Origin of the sequence: Hydrogenophaga atypica, assembly GCF_042665215.1 — a bacterium.
Taxonomy (GTDB): domain Bacteria; phylum Pseudomonadota; class Gammaproteobacteria; order Burkholderiales; family Burkholderiaceae_C; genus Hydrogenophaga; species Hydrogenophaga defluvii_A.
Genome location: NZ_JBHTCA010000005.1, coordinates 153,909 through 179,467, shown reverse-complemented (window position 1 = coordinate 179,467; position 25,559 = coordinate 153,909). Strand labels below are relative to the sequence as shown.

At 65.3% G+C, this 25,559-nt stretch carries 26 protein-coding genes; 11 read left to right on the top strand and 15 right to left on the bottom strand.

Going from position 1 to position 25,559, the window contains the following annotated elements; translation table 11 throughout:
• Positions 1–28: 28 nt before the first annotated feature.
• The 4 genes from ACFQPB_RS09755 to ACFQPB_RS09740 all read right to left on the bottom strand — a co-directional run bounded on the left by ACFQPB_RS09755 (position 29) and on the right by ACFQPB_RS09740 (position 5,471).
• Positions 29–1,555 carry an indolepyruvate oxidoreductase subunit beta family protein gene (locus ACFQPB_RS09755; RefSeq protein ID WP_382222429.1) on the bottom strand — a complete coding sequence of 509 codons (1,527 nt, stop codon included), beginning with the start codon at positions 1,553–1,555 and terminating at the stop codon, positions 29–31.
• Complete coding sequence (locus ACFQPB_RS09750; RefSeq protein WP_382222426.1) at positions 1,552–3,756, bottom strand: thiamine pyrophosphate-dependent enzyme; 2,205 nt, start codon at positions 3,754–3,756, stop codon at positions 1,552–1,554. Before ACFQPB_RS09750 ends, ACFQPB_RS09755 begins: the two co-directional genes overlap by 4 nt.
• A 3-nt stretch (positions 3,757–3,759) precedes the next feature.
• Positions 3,760–4,545 (bottom strand): cyclase family protein, encoded by a 786-nt coding sequence (locus ACFQPB_RS09745; RefSeq protein WP_382222424.1) that lies wholly within the window; start codon positions 4,543–4,545, stop codon positions 3,760–3,762.
• 122 nt (positions 4,546–4,667) lie between these two features.
• Positions 4,668–5,471, bottom strand: a complete 804-nt coding sequence (locus tag ACFQPB_RS09740) for an alpha/beta fold hydrolase (protein WP_382222421.1) — start codon at positions 5,469–5,471, stop codon at positions 4,668–4,670.
• Between the two features lie 169 nt (positions 5,472–5,640).
• Here ACFQPB_RS09740 and ACFQPB_RS09735 point away from each other — a divergent pair, with 169 nt between their 5' ends.
• The 9 genes from ACFQPB_RS09735 to ACFQPB_RS09695 all read left to right on the top strand — a co-directional run bounded on the left by ACFQPB_RS09735 (position 5,641) and on the right by ACFQPB_RS09695 (position 15,147).
• The gene (locus ACFQPB_RS09735; protein WP_382222419.1) at positions 5,641–6,621 is read left to right on the top strand and encodes a PDR/VanB family oxidoreductase; all 981 of its coding nucleotides are present in this window, start codon (positions 5,641–5,643) and stop codon (positions 6,619–6,621) included.
• 26 nt (positions 6,622–6,647) lie between these two features.
• Positions 6,648–7,607 (top strand): Bug family tripartite tricarboxylate transporter substrate binding protein, encoded by a 960-nt coding sequence (locus ACFQPB_RS09730; RefSeq protein ID WP_382222418.1) that lies wholly within the window; start codon positions 6,648–6,650, stop codon positions 7,605–7,607.
• A 23-nt stretch (positions 7,608–7,630) separates the two neighbouring features.
• Positions 7,631–8,962: an aromatic ring-hydroxylating dioxygenase subunit alpha gene (locus ACFQPB_RS09725; RefSeq protein WP_382222415.1), complete on the top strand. Its 1,332-nt coding sequence runs from the start codon at positions 7,631–7,633 to the stop codon at positions 8,960–8,962.
• A complete protein-coding gene (locus tag ACFQPB_RS09720; protein ID WP_382222412.1) occupies positions 8,959–9,441 on the top strand; it encodes an aromatic-ring-hydroxylating dioxygenase subunit beta in 483 nt (160 codons plus the stop codon). The genes ACFQPB_RS09725 and ACFQPB_RS09720 overlap by 4 nt, the downstream gene beginning before the upstream one ends.
• A 112-nt stretch (positions 9,442–9,553) precedes the next feature.
• Complete coding sequence (locus ACFQPB_RS09715) at positions 9,554–11,161, top strand: ATP-dependent acyl-CoA ligase (protein ID WP_382222779.1); 1,608 nt, start codon at positions 9,554–9,556, stop codon at positions 11,159–11,161.
• Between the two features lie 9 nt (positions 11,162–11,170).
• Positions 11,171–12,349 (top strand): thiolase family protein, encoded by a 1,179-nt coding sequence (locus ACFQPB_RS09710; protein ID WP_382222409.1) that lies wholly within the window; start codon positions 11,171–11,173, stop codon positions 12,347–12,349.
• Complete coding sequence (locus ACFQPB_RS09705; protein WP_382222406.1) at positions 12,346–13,599, top strand: SDR family NAD(P)-dependent oxidoreductase; 1,254 nt, start codon at positions 12,346–12,348, stop codon at positions 13,597–13,599. The genes ACFQPB_RS09710 and ACFQPB_RS09705 overlap by 4 nt, the downstream gene beginning before the upstream one ends.
• Before the next feature lies 1 nt (position 13,600).
• Complete coding sequence (locus tag ACFQPB_RS09700; RefSeq protein ID WP_382222404.1) at positions 13,601–14,413, top strand: cyclase family protein; 813 nt, start codon at positions 13,601–13,603, stop codon at positions 14,411–14,413.
• The gene (locus tag ACFQPB_RS09695; RefSeq protein ID WP_382222401.1) at positions 14,413–15,147 is read left to right on the top strand and encodes an SDR family oxidoreductase; all 735 of its coding nucleotides are present in this window, start codon (positions 14,413–14,415) and stop codon (positions 15,145–15,147) included. Before ACFQPB_RS09700 ends, ACFQPB_RS09695 begins: the two co-directional genes overlap by 1 nt.
• Positions 15,148–15,162: 15 nt before the next feature.
• On the opposite strand, the gene ACFQPB_RS09690 is transcribed toward ACFQPB_RS09695, so the two are convergent.
• Both ACFQPB_RS09690 and ACFQPB_RS09685 read right to left on the bottom strand, forming a co-directional pair.
• Positions 15,163–15,627 (bottom strand): MarR family winged helix-turn-helix transcriptional regulator, encoded by a 465-nt coding sequence (locus ACFQPB_RS09690; protein ID WP_382222399.1) that lies wholly within the window; start codon positions 15,625–15,627, stop codon positions 15,163–15,165.
• Positions 15,628–15,710: 83 nt separating this feature from the next.
• On the bottom strand, positions 15,711–16,223 hold the full coding sequence (locus ACFQPB_RS09685; RefSeq protein WP_382222396.1) for a MarR family winged helix-turn-helix transcriptional regulator: 513 nt from the start codon (positions 16,221–16,223) through the stop codon (positions 15,711–15,713).
• A gap of 265 nt (positions 16,224–16,488) precedes the next feature.
• Between ACFQPB_RS09685 and ACFQPB_RS09680 the strand changes: the two genes are divergently transcribed.
• Positions 16,489–17,481, top strand: a complete 993-nt coding sequence (locus ACFQPB_RS09680) for an AraC family transcriptional regulator (protein WP_382197592.1) — start codon at positions 16,489–16,491, stop codon at positions 17,479–17,481.
• Positions 17,482–17,487: 6 nt separating this feature from the next.
• Here the strand turns inward: ACFQPB_RS09680 and ACFQPB_RS09675 are convergent, their stop codons facing one another.
• The 5 genes from ACFQPB_RS09675 to ACFQPB_RS09655 are packed head-to-tail and all read right to left on the bottom strand — an operon-like array spanning position 17,488 to position 22,131.
• Positions 17,488–17,955 carry an aromatic-ring-hydroxylating dioxygenase subunit beta gene (locus ACFQPB_RS09675; RefSeq protein WP_382222393.1) on the bottom strand — a complete coding sequence of 156 codons (468 nt, stop codon included), beginning with the start codon at positions 17,953–17,955 and terminating at the stop codon, positions 17,488–17,490.
• A gap of 8 nt (positions 17,956–17,963) precedes the next feature.
• Positions 17,964–19,280: an aromatic ring-hydroxylating oxygenase subunit alpha gene (locus ACFQPB_RS09670; protein WP_382222390.1), complete on the bottom strand. Its 1,317-nt coding sequence runs from the start codon at positions 19,278–19,280 to the stop codon at positions 17,964–17,966.
• Between the two features lie 12 nt (positions 19,281–19,292).
• Positions 19,293–20,276 carry a TRAP transporter substrate-binding protein DctP gene (dctP, locus tag ACFQPB_RS09665; protein WP_382222387.1) on the bottom strand — a complete coding sequence of 328 codons (984 nt, stop codon included), beginning with the start codon at positions 20,274–20,276 and terminating at the stop codon, positions 19,293–19,295.
• Positions 20,277–20,322: 46 nt separating this feature from the next.
• A complete protein-coding gene (locus ACFQPB_RS09660; protein ID WP_382222384.1) occupies positions 20,323–21,639 on the bottom strand; it encodes a TRAP transporter large permease in 1,317 nt (438 codons plus the stop codon).
• A 21-nt stretch (positions 21,640–21,660) separates the two neighbouring features.
• The gene (locus tag ACFQPB_RS09655; protein WP_382222381.1) at positions 21,661–22,131 is read right to left on the bottom strand and encodes a TRAP transporter small permease; all 471 of its coding nucleotides are present in this window, start codon (positions 22,129–22,131) and stop codon (positions 21,661–21,663) included.
• Between the two features lie 176 nt (positions 22,132–22,307).
• Between ACFQPB_RS09655 and ACFQPB_RS09650 the strand changes: the two genes are divergently transcribed.
• Positions 22,308–22,550, top strand: a complete 243-nt coding sequence (locus ACFQPB_RS09650; RefSeq protein ID WP_382222378.1) for a glutaredoxin family protein — start codon at positions 22,308–22,310, stop codon at positions 22,548–22,550.
• 67 nt (positions 22,551–22,617) lie between these two features.
• On the opposite strand, the gene minE is transcribed toward ACFQPB_RS09650, so the two are convergent.
• The 4 genes from minE to ACFQPB_RS09630 form a co-directional block, all read right to left on the bottom strand.
• A complete protein-coding gene (gene minE / locus ACFQPB_RS09645; protein ID WP_382222375.1) occupies positions 22,618–22,878 on the bottom strand; it encodes a cell division topological specificity factor MinE in 261 nt (86 codons plus the stop codon).
• A 5-nt stretch (positions 22,879–22,883) separates the two neighbouring features.
• Positions 22,884–23,699: a septum site-determining protein MinD gene (gene minD / locus ACFQPB_RS09640; protein WP_382197569.1), complete on the bottom strand. Its 816-nt coding sequence runs from the start codon at positions 23,697–23,699 to the stop codon at positions 22,884–22,886.
• A 22-nt stretch (positions 23,700–23,721) separates the two neighbouring features.
• Positions 23,722–24,504, bottom strand: coding sequence for a septum site-determining protein MinC (gene minC / locus ACFQPB_RS09635; protein WP_382222372.1), 783 nt, complete (start codon positions 24,502–24,504; stop codon positions 23,722–23,724).
• 462 nt (positions 24,505–24,966) lie between these two features.
• Positions 24,967–25,461 carry a Spy/CpxP family protein refolding chaperone gene (locus tag ACFQPB_RS09630; protein WP_382222369.1) on the bottom strand — a complete coding sequence of 165 codons (495 nt, stop codon included), beginning with the start codon at positions 25,459–25,461 and terminating at the stop codon, positions 24,967–24,969.
• Between the last annotated feature and the right edge of the window lie 98 nt (positions 25,462–25,559).

Below are 25,559 nucleotides of genomic sequence, written 5' to 3'. Positions count from 1 at the left end.
CCTGCTCCGCGCGCACGCCAGCACCGAGTCAAGCCACTGCCGGCAGTTGCAGCGCGCCCCAGCGCAGGTTCAGCGCCTTGCCTTCGGCGTCGCGCAGGGCCGCTTCGCGCAGCGCGGCCAGGTCGGCGGCAGCGCCTTCGCGGTCACGCAACATCTGTGCGGCTTGCATCAAGCGATCAAACCGGCTGCTGCCGCGCGCGTGGGTGTCGCTGTAGCCTTTGACGAGGCGGCGGCAGCGCAGCAGCTCGGTGGCCAGGGCCAGGTCCTGCGGCGCGATGGCCAGGACGGCGTCCAACCATTGCTGGATGTGCAACATCTCTTCGGCATGGCGCAGGTTGCCCCGGCGCCAGCGGCGCAGGCCGGCCACAAAACGCAGTTGCAGGTGACCGCGCAAGCTGAAGGCGCGGATGCGCCGGCCCTTGTCGAAGCGGGCCGCCAGCCAGCCGCTGAGACCGGCATTGGCCTGCACCCGGCGCGCCAGGCCCACGGGCAGCAGGCCCAGGATCTCGGGCAGGCGGGGGTGGAAAAACTCCTCGGTGCCCACCACCTCATCGGCACCTGCACCCACCTCGCGGCGCACGCGCGCCCAGCGTTCGGGCCGGGTCTTGAGGTCGGCCACCCGGATCACGTCGTCGTAGCTCATGGCCACCGCGATCCAGTGCGCGGCCTCGGCCACCATGGTGGCGTCACCAAAGCGCACAAAGGCAGCCACGCGGTCCAGGTACTCGCGGCCGTAGGCCAGGTCCTGGTAGTCCATGACGCGTGCCAGGCCTTCACCCAGCATGTTCCAGGCGGGCGCAGGGAAGTCGGCGCGGATGCGATCGAGCAAGGGCTGCACGGCCGGGGCGGCGGCCCGATCGGGCAAGGCGCGGGCCGTGGTTTCCATGCCCGAGGCGGCCACCTTGGGCTGGGCGATGGGCTGGCGGGCCAGGTCGGCGGCGGCGCGCAAGGCGGCCAGGCTGGTCTTGACCCCCACACCGTTGCGCTCCACCACGCCCTCAAAAGCGGATTGCGGGAAGGGCAGCGCACCGCTGCCGGCCAGGGCGCCAAACAGGCTGGCAGAGATGACGCTGCCATTCTTCACCGCCAGCGCCTGCATGTCGTCCAACACCAGCTGGCGGGCGTTGTCCTTGAGGAGCTGCGCCACCGGTTCGCTGTCGGCCAGGCCGTTGCCGGGCGTGGTCTTCTCCAACACCGAATAAATGCGGTGGCTGCTGGCGATCAGCGTGGTGCGGTCGGGCGTGACCAGGCCACGCTGCACCGCGCGGCCGGCCTCCATCAGCTCGGCCGCAATGACCACGTCCACGTCGCCGGGCACGGCCATCAGGGCCAGCACCGGCTGGACATCGGGGCGGGGTCTGTCCTGCTTGGACACCAGCTCAACGTAGTAGATGGTGGCGCCGGTGCGTTGGGCGACGCCGGCCACCGAGGTGGCCTGGGCGGTCCAGCCCTCGTGTTCGGCCATGCCCACAATCCAGTCGACCAGCACGCCGCCGCCCTGCCCACCCAGGGCCAGGATGGCGATGTTGATAGAACGGGCTTTGCTCAGGCTCATGACAGGTTTTCCAGGGGGAACAGGGCGCGCTGGGCGCGGGCGGCGTGGGTGCGGCGGTGCCACCAGCCCAGCACCTTGTGGCGCAGGCCGCTGATCCAGCGGTCGCCGCCGCTGGCGTTGTGCACCCGTTCGACCTTGTAGAACGACGGGCACAACACGGCCGAATCGGCCACCTCGCCGCAGTGGCCACAGGCCACGCAGGCTTCGTCCACGTGGGCCACCGGATCGGGCTTGAGGGCGTCACCACTGGGCGCCAGCGTGAGGCTGGGGCAGCCGGAGACGCGCATGCAGGCGTGGTCGCCCGAGCAGACGGCGGCGTCGACGCCAAAGCGCTCCTTCACCACCCGCTCGCCACCCTTGATGGCGGCGGCCACCTTGGGTTTCTCGCGGCGCTGGCGGTTGAGCATGCACTCGCTCTGCGCAATGATGACCTTGGGGCCGTCGTACTCGGTGGTCATGGCCTCGCTGATCGCATCACGCATGGCGTTGACGTCGTAGGTACGCGAGACAAAACGCACCCACTCCACGCCCACGCCACGCACCGCGTTCTCGATCGGGTGGCGGGTGCTGCGGTGTTCGTTGTCGGCGCGCGAGGACAGGATGTCCTGCCCGCCGGTGGCCGCCGAGTAGTTGTTGTCGATGATCAGGAACACGTTGTCGTGTTTGTTGAACACCGCGTTGCCGATGCCGGTGGCCAGGCCGTTGTGCCAGAAGCCACCGTCGCCCATCATGGCAATCGCCCGCTTGGACGAGCCGAACAGTTTGCCTGCATTGAAAGCCGAAGCGCTGGACGCGCCCAGGCCATAGCCCATGGTGGTCGCACCCATGTCAAAAGGCGCCTGGCTGGAAAAAAGGTGGCAGCCGATGTCGGACGAAATGTGGTGCTGGCCGTGCTCCTGCATGGCGAGCTTCAGCGACGAAAAGATGGGGCGCTCAGGGCAACCCACACACAGCCCAGGCGGACGCGGTGGCAGCTGGATGTCGTTGCCGCTGCTGGGGATCACCGGTGCAGGCTTGGGAGAGGCCACGGGCATCGTCGGCATGCCCAGCGACACCGGTTTGGCGAACGCAGCCGGGTGGTGCTTCTCGACAAAACCACGGATGCCGCTGCGCAGCGCAGCCACGGTGTAGTCGCCGGCCATGGGCAACAGGTCCTTGCCGTGGATGGCGGTGCCGACGCCATGGCGGCGCAGGATGGTGTTGAGGTGCTGCTCGTGGTAGTCGGGCTGGCCTTCCTCCACCACCAGCACGGCCTTCTTGCCCTGGCAGAAACGCAGCACCTCTTCTTCCACCAGCGGGTAGGCCACGTTGAGCACGTACATCGGCACCCGCGTCTCGCCCCACAGGTCACCGAGTTCGAGCAACTGCAGCGCGCGCTGCACGTTGTTGGTCAGGCCACCCAGGGTGATGATGCCGAGGTGCTCGATGTCGCCATCGATAAATTCATTGAGCTGGTGTTCCTGGATGTACTTCACCGCCGCCGGCCAGCGGTTCTCGATCTTTTCCTTCTCGTGCAGGAAGGAGGCGGGCGGCAAGACGATGCGGTTGACGTCGCGCACCGGCGCTTCCAGCGCCTCGTTGAGCGTGAACTTGGGGCGCTGGTTTTCTTTGGTGATGAAGCTGCCGTGCAGGTGGCAAGAACGGATGCGCAACTGCAGCATCACCGGCGTGTTGGAGGCCTCGGACAGCGCGAAGCCATCGTGCACCGCCTTGACGATGGAGGGCAGGTGTGGGCGCGGATCAAGCAGCCACATCTGCGACTTCATGGCGAAGGCGTGGGTGCGCTCCTGCATGATGCTGGAGCCCTCGCCGTAGTCTTCGCCCACGATGATGAGCGAGCCGCCGGTGACGCCGCCCGAGGCCAGGTTGGCCAGCGCGTCCGAGGCCACGTTGGTGCCCACGGTGGACTTCCAGGTCACGGCCCCACGCACCGGGTAACTCACCGACGCCGACAGCGCCGAGGCGGCGGCCGCCTCGCTGGCCGCAGGCTCGAAATACACGCCCAGCTTCTCAAGAATCGGCTGCGCATCGGCCAGCACGTCCATCAGGTGCGAGATGGGCGACCCTTGGTAGCCCGTCACATAGCCCACCCCACATTCGAGCAAGGCCTTGGTGACGGCCAGGATGCCCTCGCCGTGGAATTCGGTGCCGGCCGGCACCTCCAGCTGCCGCACCTCGGCGGCAAACGAACGCTCTGCCATCGTTCAGTCTCCGCTCACCAATGCCAACACACGCAAAGGGCTGCCCGAACCACCTTCGATCTTGAGCGGCGCGGCCAGGATGACCGCGCCCTTGGGCGGCAACTGGTCCAGGTTCTTGAGGCACTGCAGGCCGTACTTGTTGGCCCCGTGCATCAAGGTGTGGCAGGGGTAGGCCACCGGCCACGCATACGACTGACCGGCGTCGGTGTTGATGGTCTCCACACCAAAGCCCAGCACCTTGCGTTCGTCGATGAGCCACTCCACCGCCGCTTGTGTGGGGCCGGGCGTGTGGGCGCCGTCTTCCCTCATGTTGACGAAACTGGCCGGGTCGCTGATGCGCTTGCTCCAATCGGTGCGGAACAGCAGCCAGGCGCCGGCGGGGATGGTGCCGTGTTTCGCTTCCCAGGCCTGCAGGAATTCCACGGTGAGCAGCCAGTCGGCGTTGGCAGCCACTTCCGCGCTGGCATCCACCACCACGGCGGGGGCCACAAACTTGGCCGGGTCAATGGTGTCCACCGTGTTCTGGGCGTGGTCCTTGCCGGTGACCCAGTGGGCCGGCGCGTCAAAGTGGGTGCCCGTGTGTTCGCCACACGAAAAGTTGTTCCAGTACCAGCCCGGACCCGCCTCGTCGTACTGCGAGATGCGCTCCTTCTTGAAAGCCCACACCTGGCCAAATTGCGGCGGCAGCTGCAGCGGCGGGAAAGACTCGGAGAGGGTCTGGGTGAGGTCGATCACGCGCAGCTTGCCGGTGGCGATGTCCTGGGCGAAGTCGGTCAAAGAAGCGGTCATGGTCATCCTTTCATGGCACAAAGTCGGTAGCTTGTGATGGTGCCGACGGGAACCGTGATGCGCTATCCCGAAACGGCGCGGCGCTGTCCGTTTTCCGCCGACTTCCGTGGGATGGCGTGGGCTCAGTCAGGCAAGCCCACCAGGAAGCCACCCACCACATCGGCGAACTGCTGTGGCATCTGTTCGGGCAGCGGCACCATGCCGCCCTCGATGTCCACACGTTGTGCGTGAGGCATGGCCTGGGCCAGGCGCGGCACGGCGGGGTAGGCGTGTGGATCGGCCGTGGCACCGATCAACAGCGTGGGGCAACGCACCAGACCAATGCGGTCTTCCATGCGATAGCGGTTGACCGTGAGATGCCCTTGCGCCGCGCGGCCATCGGCACGCAGCGCGTCGGCCACAAAGCGTTCCAGCAGCGCCACATCGCCCTCCGGATAGAACGCTTGCCGGCCCCGCCATAGGTCCAGCAGGTGCCCCCCGTCGGCGCGGTGCGTCACCCCGTCCACCACCGCGTGTTGCCCGTGGCGCGCGCGGCGCTCGGCGTCCACATACGGGCACGACGACAACACCAGCGCCCGCACCCGTGTGGGCGCCTGTGCGGCCATTTCCATCGCGATCACCGCGCCCGTGTGGTGGCCCACCACCCCAAACGCCGCGAACCCCAGGGCGTCCATCAGCGCCAACGCGGTGGCGGCCCAACGCGCGATGCTGGGGTCGCCATCGGCGAACGGCGGCGTGTCGCCGTAACCCACCGTGTCCATGGCGATGACGTCAAAGCCGCGCCCCAACAGCGGCAACACGTGCTCGTACTCGCGCCAGGAGCGGGGCGTTTGGTGCAGCAGCAACAGGGGCTGCCCCTGCCCACAACGGGCCACGTGCACCGGGCCCGATGTGGTCGTGACCGTGTGGTGTTTGATCGTGTTCATGACTGTGTTTTTTCCAACGTTTTTTGCACCGTGTCGAGACATCTTCGCACCGAAGCGGTGATTTCGTGCACCGAATCCGCCCTAGGGAAAACCATGAAAATGAATTGATTTACTTTTGAAGTGTTGTGCTCCAGAATACATCCGAAATCATTGGAATGGAACCCCCGCCATGTCGTCTTCCATCGAAGTTCGGGTCGCCGAAGCCGAAGCGCTCAACCCGCTGATCCGGCGACTGCGCCTGCAAGCCCCGGCAGGGCAGGCCCTGCCCGCGTTCAAGGCGGGCGCCCATGTGCGGGTGCAGGTGTCGCTGCCCGGTGAGCAGCAGGATTGGCGCCACTATTCGCTCATCAACCCCCTGCCGGAGGCCGGTGCCACCAGCGCGCCCACACACTACGACATCGCCGTGCGCCGTGAAGACGAAGGCCGGGGCGGTTCGCGCTTCATGCACGGGCTGCAGGTGGGCGACCGCCTGGTGATCGAGCCGCCCAAAAACGACTTCCCGCTGCATGGTGGCCACGCACCCGTGCTGTTGGTGGCCGGTGGCATTGGTGTGACGCCCTTGCTGAGCATGGCGGCCGAACTGCGCGCCGCACAACGGCCGGTGCGCATGGTGTACGCCGGGCGCAGCCGGTCGTTGCTGGCCTTCTTGCCCGCCTTGCAAGCACTGCTGGGCGATGCCCTGCACGTGCACGCCGACGACGAGGCCGGCACGCCGCTAGACATCGCGGCGTTGCTCGACGGCTGCGCCAGCGACGAGCAGGTCTACATGTGTGGCCCCAAACCCATGCTGGACGCGGTGCTGACCGCCGCCCACGCGCGTGGCTGGGCACCGGGGCGCGTGCACTTTGAACTCTTCACCGCCGCCGCGCCCGAGGCCGGCGACCAGGCCTTCGACGTGGTGCTGGCGCAAAGCGGTGTGACCCACCGCGTGGCCGCCGACCAGTCCATCCTCGACTGCCTGATCGAACACGGCTGCGACCCATTGTTCGACTGCAAGCGCGGCGAATGTGGCGTGTGTGCGGTGCCGGTGATCGAAGGCGACATCGACCACCGCGACTACGTGTTGAGCGCGTCCGAAAAAGCGGCCGGCAACGTCATCCAGATCTGCATCTCGCGCGCCCGGGGGCCGCGCCTGGTGCTCGACCTTTGATCCCCAACCCTCCGAAGGAACCGTCCATGATTTCCAAACTGCTCGCGCGTGTCCTACTGGCCGTGATGCCCTTGTCGGCCATGGCTTTTGACAACAACAAACCCATCGAGTGGGTGGTCGGCTACGCCGCCGGCGGTGGCTCCGACGTGGTGGCCCGCATGCTGGCCGATGCCATGGGCAAATCGATCAACCACACCGTCATCGTCACCAACAAACCGGGTGCCGGCTCCAACATCGCGGCCGACTACGTGGCCAAGGTGCGCGACGTGGACAACACCCTCTTCACCGCCGACTCGGCCGTCCTGGGCGCCAACCCCTTCCTGTTCAGCAAGCTCAACTACAGCGCCGAAAAGGACTTCGCCCCCGTGGGCATGATCGCCCGCTTCCCGCTGGTGCTGGTGGTCAACCCCAGCGCGCCGCCCAAGAACCTCAAGGAGTTTCTGGTCTGGATCAAAAGCGACCCCAAACTGGCCGCCTACGGCAGCCCGGGCGCGGGCAGCCCGCACCACCTGGTGACCGAGTACTTCCGCACCCAGATCGGCACACCACTGACCCACATCGCCTACCGCGGTGCCGCGCCCGCCATGGCCGACGTGGTGGGCGGTCAACTGCCCTTCATGTTTGTGGACACCTCCAGCGGTGGCGCCTTTCTCACCTCCGGCAAGGTGCGCCCCATTGGCGTGGCCAGCCTGCAGCGCATGAAGTCCATGCCCGAGATTCCGACCCTCGCCGAACAAGGCCTGAAGGACTTTGAAGCCTACGCCTGGCAGGCCCTGGTGGTGCCCACCGCAGCCAGCCCCGCATCGGTGCAAAAGCTCAACAAACACCTCAACGACGCACTGAACGCCACCGAGGTCAAAGCCCGCATGCAGGTGCTGGGCATCGAGCCCATGCCCACCACCGCCGCCCAAGCCGCCAGCTTCGCCGCCAAAGAGCGCGAGCGCTGGGGCAAGGTGATCCGCGAAGCCAACATCAAGCTCGACTGAGCACGCAAGCAGAGGAGACTGGCATGGCGAATTACCACAACCGCGCACAAGCGGTGGCGGCATTGGTGCGCGACACCGAGGTGCACAAGGACTGCTACATCGACGACGAGATCTTCGACCTGGAAATGGCGCACCTCTTTGCCAACACCTGGGTCTATGTGGGCCATGCCAGCCAAGTGCCCAAAGTGGGCGACTTCTACACCACCACCGTGGGCACCCAGCCCGTGGTGATGGCGCGCCACACCGACCAGAGCGTGCGTGTGCTCTACAACCGCTGTCCCCACAAGGGCGTGCAGGTGGCCCCCGATGGCTGTGGCAACACCGGCAAGTTCTTCCGTTGCCCCTACCACGCCTGGACCTTCCGCACCGACGGCAAGTTGCTGTCCATCCCGCTGAAAAAAGGCTACGACAACACCGGCCTGGAGAGCTGTGAAGCCTCACATGGCATGGTGCCCGTCGGCGCGGTGCAGGTGTACCGTGACTTCGTGTTCTGCCGCCTCAACCCCGAGGGCATTGGCTTCGATGAATTCTTCGGCGAGTCGCTCAGCACGCTGGACAACATGGTGGACCGCTCGCCCGAAGGCAAGCTGGAGGTGGCCGGTGGCGTGATGCGCTACATGCACCACTGCAACTGGAAGATGCTGGTGGACAACCAGACCGACACCTGCCACCCCATGGTGGCGCACGAGTCGTCGGCCGGCACCGCCGTACAGGTCTGGAACAACGCGCCACCTGGCACGCCCAAGCCCATGGCGGTGGAGCTGTTCGCGCCCTTCGTGAGTCCCTACGAGTTCTTCGAGAACATGGGCATACGCGTGTGGGACAACGGCCACGGCCACACCGGTGTGAGCGACTCCATCCACGCCGACTACTCGGCCGTGCCCGGCTACATGGAGCAGATGGTGGCCGCCTACGGCGAAGAACGCGCCAAGGCCATCCTGGGCGACGTGCGGCACAACACCGTCTACTTCCCCAACATCATGGTCAAGGGCCCCATCCAGACCCTGCGCCTGTTCAAACCCATCGCGGCAGACAAAACGCTGGTGGAGAGTTGGACCTTTCGCCTCGTGGGCGCGCCCGACCTGCTGCTGGAACGCACCCTCATGTACAACCGCCTCATCAACGCACCCACTTCGGTGGTGGGGCACGACGACCTGGAAATGTACGAACGCGCCCAGACCGCGCTGCACTCGCGCGGCTCGCAGTGGATCAACGTGGCCCGCCTGTACGACCCGGCCGAGGTGAACCAAACCAACGTCATCACCAACGGCACCAACGAAATGCAGATGCGCAGCCAGATGCGCGCCTGGGTCAAGTTCATGACCGCCACCATGCCCACGGAGGCCGCCCAATGAGCACGCCCACGAACCAGCAACTCATCGACTTCGTCGTGGCCGAGGCCAACCTGCTCGACGAACTGCGCTTCGACGACTGGCTGGCCTTGTTCACCGAAGACGGTCGCTACTGGATGCCTCTGGCCCACGGCCAGACCGACCCGCGCCTGCACGCCTCGCTGATGTTTGAGGACAAGCTGTTGCTCAAGGTGCGCATCGAACGCCTGCACGGTGCGCGCACCTTCTCGCAACAGCCCACCAGCCGCTGCCACCACCTGCTGCAGCAACCTGTGGTCACCGCGCGCGACGATGTGGCAGGCACCTACACCTGCCGCACCGCCTTCCACTACGTCGAAAGCCGGCGCGACACCCAGACCCTCTACGCCGGCTGGGCCACCCACACCCTGGTGTGGCAAGGCGACGCCCTGCGCATCCAGCTCAAACGCGTGGACCTGGTCAACTGCGACGCCGCCTTTGGCAACATCCAGCTTTTCATGTGACTTCGCCGCAGACCCCGATCTGCGGTTTACGGACACCGGTGGTCGCAAACCGGATTGAGCCGCCGCCGGCCCTGGCGGACACTTCACCTTGCCAATACGCAACCTGACCGCCATGGACCTGCTGACCACCTTTGCCCAAGATTTCGCGCCCGAGCGGCGCACCGTGCCCGAGCTGCTGCGCCGCCAGGCCCAGCGCCACGCTGACCGCCCCCTGTTTGTGGCCGGTGAGGTGCGCTGGAGTTTTGCCCAGGCCCTGGACCAGGCCCAGGCCTACGGCGCCGTGCTGCAGCGCGCCGGCCTGCGCACCGGCGACCGCGTGGCCCTGCTGTGTTCCAACCGCGCGGAGTTCATGCAGGTGCTGCTGGGCTGCGCCTGGATCGGCGCGGTGGCCGTGCCCATCAACACCGCCTCGCGCGGCGCGCAGCTGCGCCACATCCTCACCAACTCCGGCGCGCGCCTGCTGGTCACCGAGGGCGACGGCCTGCAGGTGGTGCAGGCGCTGGACCAGCAAGAAGGTGGGCCGCTGCCCCTGGAAACCATCTGGGTGCTGGACCAGCCCATCGGCACCGACCCACGCTGCCAGCCCTACCCCAGCACGCCCGGCACGGAGCGCGCCGACCCCGCGCCGGTGCGCCCCGGCGACACCCTGGCCATCCTCTACACCTCGGGCACCACCGGCCTGTCCAAGGGCGTGTGTTGCCCCCACGGGCAGTTCTTCTGGTGGGGCGCCCACACCGCCACCCTGCTGGGCCTGGTCGAAGGCGACGTGTTGCTGACCACCCTGCCCCTGTTCCACACCAACGCCATGAACGCGTTTTTCCAGGCCCTGATGCGGGGCGCCACGCTGGTGGTGGAAAAACGGTTCTCGGCTTCGGCCTTCTGGGCCTCGCTGGTGCGCCACCAGGCCACCGTCACCTACGTGTTGGGCGCCATGGTGCCCATCCTGCTGTCCAAGGATGCGACGCCCGACGACAAGGCCCACCGCGTGCGCATCGCGTTGGCGCCCGGCGTGCCGCCACAGTTCCACGCCGATTTCACCGCGCGTTTTGGCCTGGCCTTGCTCGATGGCTACGGCTCCACCGAAACCAACTTCGTCATCGGCGCCGACATCAGCGAACAACGCCCCGGCACCATGGGCAAGGTGCGCCCCGGCTTCGATGCGCGCGTGGTGGACGACGACGACAACGAAGTGCCTGCCGGCACCCCCGGCGAGCTGATGCTGCGCGCCAGCGAGCCCTACGCCTTTGCCACCGGCTACTTCGGCATGCCCGAAAAAACGGTGGAGGCCTGGCGCAACCTGTGGTTCCACACCGGCGACCGCGTGGTGCGCGACGCCGACGGCTACTTCACTTTCATGGACCGGCTCAAAGACGCGATCCGGCGGCGTGGCGAAAACATCTCGTCCTACGAGGTCGAACAGGTGCTGCTCAGCCACCCGGCGGTGGAGGTGGCCGCGGTGTTCCCGGTCAAGAGCGAGATGGCGGAGGACGAAGTCATGACCGCCATCGTGCTGCGCGAAGGCGCCACGCTGGGCGAGATCGAACTCATGCAGTTCTGCGAACCGCGCCTGTCCTATTTCGCCGTGCCACGCTACGTGGAATTCCTGCCGCAATTGCCCGCCACCGAAAACGGCAAGATCCAGAAGTTCAAGCTGCGCGAGCGCGGCGTGACCCCCCAGACCTGGGACCGCGAGGCGGCCGGTTACCAGCTCAAACGCTGAACCCACCCCATGTCCCATTTCCACACACGCAAAGGCTACGAAGGGGTGGCGTTGGCCGTCCCGGTCACCGTGCCTTACGAACGTTATTCCACGCGCGGCGCACACTGGTTCCTGGGCCAGGCGCTGCACGCGCTGCTGCAGCAATCGGGGCTGGAGAAAGCGCAGATCGATGGCCTGACCGTCAGCAGCTTTTCGCTCGTGCCCGACACCGCCGTGGGCGTGACCCAGCACCTGGGCCTGTCGCCGCGCTGGCTGGACCACATACCCACCGGTGGCGCCTCGGGCGTGATGGCGCTGCGCCGCGCTGCGCGCGCCGTGCAGTGTGGCGACGCCAACATCGTGGCCTGCCTGGCCGGCGACACCAACCATGTCGACTCCTTCCGCCAGACGCTGGGCGCCTTCAGCGACTTCGCACGCGACGCCACCTACCCCTACGGTGCGGGTGGGCCGAACTCGATGTTCGCCTTCATCACCGACCACTACATGCGCCAGTACGGCGCCACCCGCGCCGACTTCGGCCGCATCGCGGTGGACCAACGCAGCAACGCGCTCAAAAACCCCAACGCCCTGTTCAAGAAGCCGCTGACGCTGGACGAATACCTCCAGGCCAAGGCCATTTCCAACCCCATCCACCTGTTCGACTGCGTCATGCCCTGCGCGGGCGCCGAAGCCTTCCTGGTGATGAGCGAGGCCAAGGCGCGCGAACTGGGCCTGCCCCACGCTCTGCTGCGCGGCGCCATCGAGCGCCACAACGCCTACGCCGACGACCCGGTGATGGTGCGCGGCGGCTGGCGCGTGGACCGCGACGAGCTCTATGCCATGGCCGATGCCCAGCCCGCCGACATCGACCTGATCCAGACCTACGACGACTACCCCGTCATCGTGATGATGCAGTTTGAAGACCTGGGTTTTTGCGACAAAGGCGAAGGCCCGGCCTTTGTGCGCGAGCGCCGCATGACCCACGACGGCGACTTCCCCAACAACACCAGTGGCGGCCAGCTCTCTGCCGGGCAGGCCGGCGCGGCGGGCGGTTTCCTGGGCCTCACCGAAACCCTGCGGCAGCTCACCGGCCAGGCCGGCGAACGCGCGGTGGCAGATGCCCAGCTTGGTCTCGTCGGTGGCTTCGGCATGGTCACCTACGACCGTTGCCTGTGCACGGGCGCGGTCATCCTGGGGAAATCCGCATGAGCATCCCAATGATGAAACCCCCGCGCAAAAACCCCGTCCTGCGCACCCAGCAGATGAACCTGCCGCCCAGTGCGCGCGGCCGCGTGGCCCTGGGCCTGGCGGCGGGCGCCGCCGAGGGCCGGTTCGACCTGCAGGTGTGCGGGTGCTGCGGCGCGGTGCAGTACCCGCCGCGCGAAGCCTGCCACCGCTGTGTGTCGGACGACCTGCGCTGGCAACCACAAAGTGGTGCCGGCCAGCTGCTGGCCACCACCACCCTGGACCACAGCAACGACCTGTACTTCCGCGAGCGCCTGCCCTGGCCACTGGGCATGGTGCAGTTGGACGCCGGCCCCAGTGTGATGGTGCACCTGCACGGCGAGGTCGGGCCAGCACCCTGCCGCGTGCGGGTGGGCGTGCGCCTGGACCGCGCCGGCCAGGCCGTGTTGATCGGCTTCCCCGAGAAAGCGAGCGAAAGCATGGAGCAAGACAAGATGCTGCGCGAAATGGGCAGCGACCCCAAACACCGCAAGGTGCTGGTCACCGACGGCAAAAGCGCCGTGGGCCAGGCGGTGGTCAAGGCCTTGGTGAAAGCCGGTGCCGACATCGTGTGGGTGGGCCATGCCGAGCCCTGGAAAAAGCTGCCCGGCCTGCCCGAGATCGCGGCCCTGCCGCAGGTCACGCTGGTGCCGCTGGACCTGACCGACGAACGTTCGGTGCGCGAGCTGGCCGGCGAGATCGGCGGCAAGGTGGACATCGTCGTCAACACCGCCGAGTACCACCGTGCCTTTGGCATCTCGGCCCGGCGTGGCACCGACGTGGCCAAAGCCGAGATGGAGGTCAACTACTTCGGTTTGCTGCGCCTGGCCCAGGCCTTCGGACCGGCACTCAAGGGCCGATCGGCCGACGGCGTGACCCACGCCACCGCCTGGGTCAACCTGCTGTCCATCTTCGCCTTGAGCAACTTCCCCGCGCAGGGCACCTTTTCGGCGTCCAAGGCGGCGGCACTGTCGCTGTCGCAGAACCTGCGCGCCGACATGCGCCCGGCCGGCATCCGTGTGATCAACGTCTTCCCGGGCCCCATCGACGAGGAATGGAACCAGAACCTGCCGCCGCCCAAGGTGGCGCCTTCGGCCCTGGCCAACGCCATCGTCAAGGCGTTGCGCGATGGGGTGGAAGACGTCTACCCCGGCGACGTGGCGCAGGAGTGGCTGCAGCGCTGGCGCGACAACCCCAAGGTCCTCGAACGCGAACTGGCCGCAGGAGGCATGTGACATGAACGCAACCAACACCACCGGCCTGCTTGGCAGCCTGGCCCTGGCCCTCATGAGTGGCCGCATCCGCATCGTGGACCTGACGCAGACCCTCAGCCCCGATTTCCCCGCCATCGCACTGCCGCCCGAAATGGGCCAGTGCCAGCCTTTCCGCATCGAGCAGGTCTCCGCCTACGACGAGCGTGGCCCCGGCTGGTACTGGAACAACTTCTCGTGTGGCGAACACACGGGCACACACTTCGATGCGCCCATCCACTGGATCTCGGGCCGCGACCTGCCCAACAACTCGGTGGACACCATCCCCGCGCAACACTTCATGGCGCCGGCCTGCGTGATCGACTGCAGCGCCCAAAGCGCCGCCGACCCCGACTACCTGATGACCGTGGCCGACATCGAAGCCTTCGAGGCCGCGCACGGCCGCATCCCGGCGGGCAGCTGGGTGCTGATGCGCACCGACTGGTCGGCCCGCTGGTCCAAAGCACGTGACGGCGAGGCCTACCAGAACTTCGACGAAACCGGCCAGCACACGCCCGGCCCCAGCACCGAGGCCGTGCGCTTCCTGGTGGAGGAACGCGACGTGTTGGGCTTTGGCTCGGAAGCCATCGGCACCGACGCCGGCCAGGGCTACCACCTGCGCCCGCCCTACCCCTGCCACTCGCTGATGCACGGCGCCGGCAAGTACGGCCTGCAGTGCCTGACCAACCTCGACCAGTTGCCGCCCACCGGCGCGCTGGTGGTGGCGGCGCCGTTGAAGATTGAAAACGGCAGCGGCAGCCCGCTGCGGGTGATGGCACTGGTGGAGGAAAACAAATGATGGCGTCCCAACCCAACAAAATCGCGGCTGTCACTGGTGGCAGCGCCGGCATCGGCAAGGTGATCTGCGAACAGTTGCTTGAACAGGGCTACGAGGTGATCTCGCTGTCGCGCCGCAGCGCCGACATCCAGCACCCCAAGCTGCACAACATCGAGGTCGATCTGACCGACCGCGCGGCCACCGCCGAAGCCGTTGCCGCGATGGTGAAACAGCACGAGGTGACCACGGTGGTGCACAACGCTGGCGTGATCCGCGCCGCGCTATTGTCCGAGGTGAAACTGAGCGACCTCGATGCCCTGGTGGACCTGCACCTGGGCTGCGCCATCCAGATGGTGCAAGCCGCGCTGCCGGCCATGCGCGCAAGGCATTTCGGCCGTGTGGTCCTGCTGTCCTCGCGCGCCGCGCTGGGCCTGCAAACGCGCACCAGCTACTCGGCCACCAAGGCCGGCATGCTGGGCATGGCGCGCACCTGGGCGCTGGAGCTGGCGCCCGAAGGCATCACCGTCAACGTGGTGGCGCCCGGCCCCATCCGCACCGACATGTTCTACGACGTGGTGCAGCAGGGCAGCGACAAGGAAAAGGCCTTGGCCGCATCGGTGCCGGTGCGCCGCCTGGGCGAATCGGCCGACGTGGCACGTGCCGTCACGTTCTTCGCCGACCCGGCCAACAGCTTCGTCACCGGGCAGGTGCTGTACGTGTGTGGCGGCACCAGCGTGGGCAGCCTGGCCCTGTAAAGCGCCAGCAGGCGCTCAGGCGCTGCCGCGGTGCAGCTCGATGATGCGCCGCAGGGTCACCTTCAGGCTCTCGGCGCGTTTGAGGCCAAAGGGCTGCAACACGCGGTGTTCGTGTTCCTTGGCCTGTTCCATCAAATCGGCCACGATGGTGCGGCCTTGGGGCGTGATGCGGACCATGGTGACCCGCCGGTCGGTGTCGTGGGGATAGCGCTGCACCAGCCCCTTGGCTTCCATGCGGTCCAGCAGGCGTGTGACCGTGGGTTGTTTGCTCACCGTGATGTCGGCCAACCCGCCAATGCTCAAGCCGGGCTTGCTGGCCAAGGTCGCCAGGATGCGCCACTCGGTGACGGAAAACCCGGCCGACTGCACCACCTCGTGGAACTCACTGGAAATGAGTTTGCTGGCCTGGGCCAGCAAGGCCGGCAGGTAGTCGTCCACAAAAGGCAGGGGATCGAGCTCGTCGGGCAGGGTGTCAACCATGGGGGCAGCGCCTGCGACCGGCAACCGGCCAACAAAGCGAGAAAGACAGCATGGGCAATGATAGCCCGGCCGCCCAGCGGGGCTCACTCCGCAGGCAGGTTGTCAAGCGACTGGGCCAAACCACCCAGCAGGTGGTGCAGCAAACGGCGGTCACCCTCTGGCACGCCGGCCAGCAGGCTGCCCACCCACTGCCGGTGCGCCACGGCCATGCACTCAAACGTGGCCAAGCCCAAGGGGGTGATGCGCACGATGTGTGAGCGGCGGTCCTTGACGTCCACCTCACGCGTGACAAAACCGTCGGCCAGCAACTGATCGGTCAGGCCGGTGATGTTGCCCCCGGTCACCATCAAACGGCGCGACAGGGTTTTCATGCGCAGTCCGTCGGGGTAATGCTGCAGCTGGGCCAGGTAGTCGAAACGCGCCAGGCTGGTGCCAAAGCCGCGCCGCAATCGCTGCCCCAGGGCCTGTTCCAGACGGTGGGTGCAACCCAGCAGGCGCAGCCACAGGCGCACCGCCTGCCGTTCGTCGGTGCCGCTGAGGGCGCCGCTGTCAGGCGATGTTTCGAACGACGTTTCGGTGTGAGAACTCAGTTCCATGTGGTTGGCCCCGGCCCAGCGCTGGAATGGAACTTGCTGACGACAACACACGCGCTGTGCAAAAGGGCATGGGACAGTGTCCGCCAGGCATGGCCCGCCCACAATCCACTTTCCGCTTCACAGCATCCGATTTGCGCGATCAATCCGGTGCCCAGCCCTGGGATTTCCCCATCATTGTTTAGTTCTAAAACAGTTAGCATGAATGGATCGGTGTCCTGCGCCCATGGCGCAGCGACAGTCCGACCGGTACACCGACCAAGGCCTTATGCACACGAGCAGCGAGTCCCACCTTCTTGACCGTTTTCCCCTGTTCCGCTCGCGCTCGGCCGACGAGGCCAGCGCGCTGATGGGCAACGTGTTCTCGCCCCACCGCCTGGCCATGCGCGGACAAACCTGCGATTTGCAGTTGCGGCACAACCGGGTGCGGCTGAGCCAGCTCGGCATCAATGTGCTCACCTACGGGGCCGAAGTCGAGATCGATCCGGGTGAACGCGGCGACTTCTACATGCTGCTCTTGCCCTTGCAAGGCCAGGCCATCACCGAATGCACCGGCCGCAGCGCCACCCTCGATGCCGGCACCATGGGCGTGTTGCACCCCCGCCAACTCACCCGCATGAACTGGAGCCCCGACTGCGAGATGGTGCTGCTGGAAGTGCCGCGCCGGGTGCTGGAAGACGTGGTGGGCCAAGCCCCACACACCGAAGACGGTGGCCTCACCCTGGCCTTGCCGCGGGCCACACCTTCTGTGGCGGCGTGGTGGCAATCGGTGCTGGACATGACCCACAGCCTGCACCACTTTGGCGACCAGTGGCTGGCACAGCCGGGCATGCAGCAGGCCATGGAAGGTTTTCTGGTGGCCGGCCTGCGCATGTTGTTCAACGAGCCCGAGCGCCTGCCGGTGGCCACGTTGCCCTTGTCCGCCAACAGCCACCGGGCACTTTCGCGGGCCATCGACTACATCCAGGCCCATGCCAGCGACCGCCTCACCGTGGCCGACATCGCCAACGCCGCGTGCGTGAGCCCGCGCACCCTGGAGGCGGCTTTCCGCCGCCGCTACGACCAGTCGCCATTGGCCTATGTGCGTGGCGTGCAGCTGGACCGCGTGCACGACAGCCTGCGCAAGGCCCACCTGACACAACGTGGCGTGCAGGTCACCGACATTGCAATGGAAAACGGCTTCACCCACATGGGCCGTTTTGCCGGCTACTACAAAAAGCGCTTCGGCAACACGCCCACACAAACGCTCAAAGGCGGCTGAGTTTCCTCAGGGGAACAGCTGGATCATGGGCAGCCGGCTGTGTGCGTTGACCAGGTTCACGCGCTTGAGCGCGATGCACAAGCCATCAGGCGTCTCACGCAAACGGTGCACACAGTGGCCGTGCAACACCACCATCTCTTCGCCCCGACTTTCCGCGTAGGTGAAAGGCGTGTGCAGTGTGTGCACGCCGGCATCGGAAGACAACAGGCGCGGCGTTTGCAACACGTGCTGGCACTGGCTGCGTTGCTGTTGTGAATGGGCGCGGTCGCCGCGCAGCCGGGCCACACGCAGGCGCAAGAGCAGAGGGCTTTCGTCGGCGATGGCGTTGTGGCGCTCGTCTTCGGTTTGCGCCTGGCCCTTGAGCGGCACCCAGTAGCGGCCGTCCTCGGCAAACAGCGCCAACCAGGCCTCGTAATCGGCCGAGTCGATCAGACGGGCCTCGTCGTAAATGAAGTCTTGCAGGGTGGGCAACATGGCGAACCTCAAGCGATACGGCGGGTCATGTGCGCTGCCCAGGCCCGGTACTGGTTGCGGATCAGCAGCTCGCTGCTGCCGTTGGTGTCCATGGGCAGCGTGTCCAGCTCGGCCGCGTTGAAGTCGCGGTGCAGGCTGACCCAATCGTTGGGGCCTGAGCGCAAGCCCTGCTGCTGCTGCTCAAAGAGATGGACGTCGTCGTGCGCCACGATGGACATGGGCGAAAACACCAGGCGGCTGTAGTTGAGCGCGCGGTCAAACAGCAGGTCGGGCCCGCCCACGGTGCGGAAGTTCCAGGCCTCGATCACCGTGCGGTCCACCGCCACCGGGCGGATCACTCGGATGGTCTGGGGCGAGCCCTTGACCGCCAGGCTGGGGTAAAGCACCACGTTCTGTGGCGAGTGTTCCAGAATGGCCTTGGCGCGCTCTTCCCCATGTGCGGCGGCCAATGCCTTCACGTAGTCGCCCAGTTCGCCATAGCCCGAATGCACGCTGGCCCGCGTGCCCGAGATGCTGTGCCCGTGGGGCAACACGCGCCCGCCCATGCCTTCAAAAAAGGCGTAGGGCTGACCAAAGGGCAAGATCTGCTCGATGGCAAGCGGCTTGGGTGCATTGGGGTCGGTCTCGGTCCACTGCGACTGCGCCGCACGCACCGCCGACTCGTGGGTGCTGACCGGATGCACCGTATCGTTGATGTTCTCCAGATAGAACTTCCAGTTGCAGTGGATGGTGTTGCGCAGGACACCGCCTTCGATCACCAGCTCACCACTGGGCGAACGGTCCACCATCTGGTCCAGCGCGGCCACGGCCTCGCCGAAGTAGTCCTCGAAACTCGGGCCTTCGAGGTTGACACGGACGAAGATGAAACCCCGGTACACCTTCAGGCCACTGACCGGTGCCAGCCCCTGGCCGTTGGCGGACTCGCACATGCCCGTGCCTTCGTACCCGGCGCGCAGCGGGTACGACGCGAGCGCGCCATCCAACCGGTAGCTCCACGCGTGGTAGGGGCAACGCAGAAAACGCGCGCCCAGCTGACCCGATTCGGCCGTGTACAGCCGCACGCCCTTGTGGGCGCAGCGGTTGTGCAAGGCCCGCACCGCGCCCTCGTTGTCACGCAGGATCAACAGCGACTGGCCGGCAATGTCCACCGTGATGTAGTCCAGCGCGTTGGGTATCTGGCTCACATGGCCTGCGTACTGCCACGTGTTGCCAAAAAACTCGCGCTGTTCCAGCACGAACAGCTCGGGGCTCAGGTACAGGTCCTTGTGCACCTGGTCCGCACGGACCAGGTCACGGATGGACGCGGCGGACAAGGGCGAGCTCATCGGTCCAGTGCCTTATTTCGGCGCCATCAGGTTGCGCAGGGTCTGCCCATACGTGGGACTGGTGCGCACGATGCCATCCCAGGCCGCGTCCGAGGCGGTCTTGAGGAACACGGCGGCCTGCGCCGGATCGAGCTTGACGGCCTGGATGCCAGCGGCCTCCTGCTTCTTCAGCTCAGCGGGCACGTCGCGGGCGGCGTCCTCGGCGTTGAGGCTTTCCAGCCAAGCGCCCTGTTTTTCCATAAAGGCGCGCTGGGCCGGCGTGAGCTTCTTCCAGGCGTTGGCGCTGAAGACCACACCCAATTCGATGGTGTAGAAGCCGGGGTCCAGGCGGTACTTGGTTTTTTCCTGCCAGCCCATGTCGAAAATGCCCAGCAGCGGCCAGCCATAACCGTCCACCACGCCACGCTCCAGCGCGGTGTACACGTCACCCGGCGGGATGGTGGTGACGGTGGCGCCCAGCTTCTGGAAGAAATCGCGGTAGATGGGTGCGATGCGCAGCTTCAGGCCATTGAGGTCGGCCTTGTCGATCTTCTTGTTGCTGTAGATGTGGTACGGGATGTTTTCGCCGGTGCGGGCGAAGTAGTACAGACCTTTGTCGAGGTAAGCCTTGTTGAGCTGTTCCAGACCCCCGTTCTTGCGCAGCTCGGCCATGGTCATGTGCGTGTAGTTCAACGCCAGGCCTTCGGGCACCAGGCTGGCGGTGAAGGAAGCCGAGGTGTTGGACAGGTCCACCACACCATTGCGCAAGGCAGCGCCCTGGTCAAAGGTGGGAATGGCCTTGGGACCACCGATGTAGTTGATCTGCACCACACCTTTGCCTTCGTCGTTCACCTTCTTGATGAAACGCTCGAAGTTCTTGGCGAAGTAGGTGCCCTCCTGGAAGGCGTTGACGGCCTTGAGCGTGACCTCCTGGGCCGAGGCAGAAACAGAGGCGGCCAGGCCCAGGGTCAGGGCAACGGCCGTGCACAGGCTGCGGCGGGAAAGACGGGCGTTCATGGAAAGCACTCCTTGGGGAGGGGGGTTGAAAAAGCGTTGAGCAAACTCAGCGGGACATGGCCGCAGGCAACCAGGTGGCAAGGGCCGGAAAATAAAACACCAGCACCAGCACCAGCAGGCCAAAACCCACGTAAGGCAACACGGCACGGTAGATGTCCAGTGTGGTGACAGAGGCCGGCGCTACGCTGCGCATGGTGAAGAGCAAAGTGCCAAAGGGCGGTGTGAGCAAACCCAGCTGCATGCAGATCATGAACAGGATGCCGAACCACACCGGGTCGATGCCGTATTGCTGCACGATGGGCATGAAAAACGGCAGCGTGATCAACATGATGGCCACCTGATCAAGGAAGCAGCCCAGCACCAAGAGGATGAGCATCATCACCACGATGACCGTGCCGGCGCTGAAACCTTGGCCCTGGATGAGATTGACCATGCCGTTGGTGGCACCGGTGAAGACCAGGATCTGCGAAAACGTGGTGGCCCCAAAAATGATGAACAAAATCATGCCCGACACCGCCGCCGTGCCCAGCAGGGCCTGCGCCAGGTTCTTGAGCGTGAGCGAGCGGTACAGCGCACACACCGCCACGGTGGCCAGTGCGCCTATCGCGGCGGACTCGGTGGGGGTGGCCCAGCCCCGGGTCATGGCCACAATGACAACCAGGAAGATGCCCACCAACGGCGACACATAGACCACCACCGGACGCCAACGCTGCCAGCCGCGCAAGCGCTGGGTTTCGAACGACGGCGCCATCTCCGGGTGACGCCATGCCTTGAAGATGATGTAACCCACGAACAGCACCGACAACATGATGCCGGGCACCACACCGCCCATCAACAAGCCACTGACCGAGATGCTGGCCAGGCTGCCGAACAACACCGTGATGGCCGAAGGTGGGATCAATGCGTCCACCCCCCCAATGGCCATGATGGGCCCCACCCCCATGTGGGGGTGGTAACCCCGCGCCAACATCTGTGGCAACAACACGCTGCCCAACAAGGCGGTGGTGGCCACCGTTGAGCCTGAAATGGCCGAAAACACCGTGCCGGCCACCACCGCAATCACGGCCAGTCGACCGGGCACACGCGAGATGAGGCCGTCAAATGCGTCGATCGCTTTCATGGCCACGCCGGTGTGCAAGAGCAGTTCGCCCATCAGCAAAAAAAACGGGATGGGCGTGAGCGAAAAATTGGTGATGGCGCTCATGCCCGAGCGCGCCAGTTGCGGCAGCCCGTCCATGCCACCTAGGTACACCAGACCACCAGCGATGTTGATGGTGATGAAGGCAAAGGCGACCGGGATGCCGCTGAGCAGCAACAACGACAAGGCGCCAAAAATCAGCAGAGTGAGTTGCCACCAGATCATGCGTAGGCTCCAGTGGGTCGGTCAGTCGGCGCCGGCCAGCGCGCTGCGCAGGCACTCGATGGCTATGAGCAGGAACAGCGGCGGCACCGCCGCCATCACCCACCATTCCGGAAACACCAGGCTTTTCATCACCAGCGCGCCCGATGTGTACGTGTCCAGCGCCAGCAGGGTCGAGGCGTACACCAGCACAGCGGTCACCCCAGCGGCCAACCACATGGTGAAGCGGTACAACACATTGCGTTGGCCAGAGGCCATGCGTTCGACCAGCAAATCCAGCTTGACGTGCCCTTTTTGTGCCACCAGCCACGGCGCCACCAGGAGGGTGGACAAGGACAACGAATACTCGATCACATCCGACGCCCAGCCCAGCCCACGCCAGCCCAGGTTGCGAAACAACACCTCGGCGGTGATCAGCAAAATGTCGACAGCCAGCACCACACCAGCGAGCATGGCCAATGCCTTGAGAAACTGAAACCAGAGCTTCTTGAACATGGGGGCAAAAAATGTGAAAAAACGCGCCGCAATTGCAGCGGTTCAGATCATGGCCGCCACCGAACGGGTCGGATATCCACTTTCCGACCAGCATGTATCCCATTTCCGCAGATCAGCCGCGCGTGAATTGCCCAGCGCTCACGGTGTGAAGCTGCACAGGCCGTAAACTGACGGCCATGTCACTCCACATCACCGTCTATTCCAAATCGGCCTGCCCGCAGTGCGAGTCGGCCAAGATGCTGCTCAAGACCAAGTCGCTGGATTTTGAAGAAATCAAGATCGACGACGACGCCGAACGCCTGGCCTTCTACGCCAAGTGCGGCCCGTCGGTGCGCCAGATGCCACAAATTTTCATCAACGACCAACGTGTGGGTGGTTTGGCGGGTCTGCAGGCCGCATTGGCTCAGCTGGGTCGCTGAATCGCCCAAACAAAAAAACCTGCCTGACGCGGCGTGCGGCAGGCAGGTTTTTTTTTCGACCAAACGCTCAGCGTGGCTCGGGCAACTCGATCTTGACCTCCAACACCTCCAGGTTGTCCTGGCGTTCCAGGTGCACCTTGATGTCGTCGGGGTTGATCTTGATGTATTTGCTGATCACGGCCACCAGGTCACGCTGCAGTTGCGGCAGGTAGTCGGGCTCCGCCGCGTTGCGGCCGCTGCGCTCGTGGGCCAGGATGATCTGCAGGCGTTCCTTGGCGACACTGGCGGTCTTCTTCTTTTCGCCCAACAGGAAAGACAGGAAAGACATGCCGCTCACCTCCCGCCGAACAGACGTTTGAGCAAGCCCACCTTCTGCGCTTCAACAAAACGCAGCGGCTTGTCCTCACCCAGGAAACGGGCGATCACGTCCTTGTAGGCCTCAGACACGTCCGACCCCTTGAGGTGGACCGCGGGTGTGCCCTGGTTGGACGCCTGCAGCACGCTTTCGCTTTCGGGAATCACACCGATCAACTTGATGCGCAGGATGTCCTGGATGTCCTCCAGCGACAGCATCTGCCCATCCAGCACGCGGTTGGGGTTGTAGCGCGTGATCAGCAGGTGTTCCTTGATCGGCTCCTTGCCTTCGATGGCGCGTTTGGTCTTGCTGCCCAGCATGCCCAGGATGCGGTCGGAGTCGCGCACCGAGGACACCTCGGGGTTGGTCACCACCAGGGCCTCGTCGGCAAAGTGCATGGCCAACAAGGCACCGGTTTCGATGCCGGCGGGCGAATCACACACGATGTACTCAAAGCCCATGTCGACCAGGTCGTTGAGGATTTTTTCCACGCCTTCCTTGGTCAAGGCGTCCTTGTCGCGCGTCTGGCTGGCCGCCAGCACAAACAGGTTGTCGCACTGCTTGTCCTTGATCAGCGCCTGGTGCAGATTGGCTTCACCCTGGATCACATTGACCAGGTCGTACACCACCCGCCGTTCGCAACCCATGATGAGATCGAGGTTGCGCAAGCCAACGTCGAAATCGATCACGGCGGTCTTGTGGCCGGCCAGGGCCAGGCCAGACGAAAAACTGGCGCTGGTGGTCGTTTTGCCCACCCCGCCCTTGCCGGAAGTCACCACCACTATCTTGGCCATGTGTGAATCACTCTCAAAAATGTCAGGGTTTGATGGCATCCATCACCAGCTTGTCGCCGTCGGGGCCTGAAAACAGGCGCACCTGGGTGGGCTTGCCCAGCACCTCGTCGGGCCAGGGCACTTCGCTGGTGCGGTAGATGCCGGCGATGGACACCAATTCGGGCTCCATGGCCAAGGCAAAAATGCGTGCTTCGGTGTTGCCACGCGCGCCGGCGATGGCTTTGCCCCGCAAGGGCGCATAGACGTGGATGTGGCCGTCGGCAATGACCTCGGCGCCAGGGTTGACCATGGCCAACACCACCAGATCGCGGCCACGGGCGTACACCTGCTGGCCTGAGCGCAGCGGTTTGTCGATCACCAAGGCAGACGGGGCCACTGCAGGTGGCTCAACCGGCGTGGGTGCCGGTGCCGCAGCCACGCTGGGCGAAGGTGTCGGTGTGATAGCCGTTGTTTTGGCAGGCAACACCTCGTCTGTCACCACCAAACCCGCCTGCTCGGCAAGTTGCGCGTGGACCGTTCCACCACCCCGCACCGCCACCGGCCGCAGCCGCAGCGAGCGTGCCGCCTGCAACAGCGCCTCAAACGCCATGGGCGTGGGGTCGGTGCTGTGCCCGGTGTCGAGTTGGGAAAAGTCGATCAGCAGCGCGTCGTTGTCGAAAAAGTCGGGCACGTCGGCGTACTGGGCCGCCAATTCATCGGCCACCTGGTCCAGCCGGTCCGTTTTGACGCGCAGGGCCACCAGCGGCAGCTGGGCACTTTTGATGTCAAACAAGGTGGGCGCGTTGGCAGCCAGGGCAACGGTCATGCGGGGTGAACCAGGCGATCGGGGGGAACAAGCGGCAAATCTTACCAGCCGGTGCACTTGGGCCCGCTTCCAGCGGTCTGCCGAAGCAAAAGGGTGTGTCTTGACTTCTTATCTAGGACTTCTATATCAAATTCGTAGTCGTAGTAGAGGCAAGCAAAAACAGTGGACAAGCGCACTTTTCATATTGAAATCAATGGCTTGCAAATGGGACAAGCTTGTGTGGCCAGGCCTGTTGCGTGGGCGCGCGATTGGGGACAAGTCGCTGGTTTTCCACTGGCCTGTGAATAACATGCACTTTGTTATTCTTTTATCCACAGCGTTGTGGACAGTCTGCGATCGGTGGTGTGTGGCGTGCATCCGACAAACGGTGGGTGAACGGCCACACACCTGCCATGACAAACGCAAAAAAACCCAGTCGGTTTCCCGACTGGGTTGTGTGCTGGGGTGAGGGGGTCGGTGGCGTCAGCCGCCGTGGCGCATGCCACCGTGCCGGTGTTCGCCGTGCATGCCACGTTCGCCGCGGTGTTTGCCACCCATGCCCATCCCGGCCATGGGTGCCTGGCTGTCAAACACCTTTTGTTGTTCGGCATCCAATGCGGCGTACAAGGAACGGGTGGCGTCCATGGCCTGGCTCATGTGCGCGTCACGCTCGGCTTTTTTGGCCTGCATCTGGTCCAGGCGCTGAGGGGTGGTCAGTTTGGCCCAGGCTTCGCGGTCGGGTGGTGTGGCGCGCTGCGGCCGCTGGTGGGCGCTGACGTAGCGCTCCCAGGCGGCTTCCTGGGCGGGTGTCAGCTTGAGCGCGGCCTTGAGCTGGGTGTGCCGCTCCGCCGTGCGTTTGGCCATCTGTTCGTGGCGCGGGCCGTCGGCTTTGTGCTGACCTTGGGCCATGGCGGGTGCGCCGGCCAACAAGGCCAGCGCGGCGGTGGCGGCCAACAGAGATTTGGTGGGGAATTTCATCTTCAGACTCCTTGCGGTGATGGGATGGCTGCAGTCTGAAGCGCCCGTGTAAGGGCTTGTTGGTGAAGAGAGCCCTGTTGTGTAAAGAAGTGTCGATG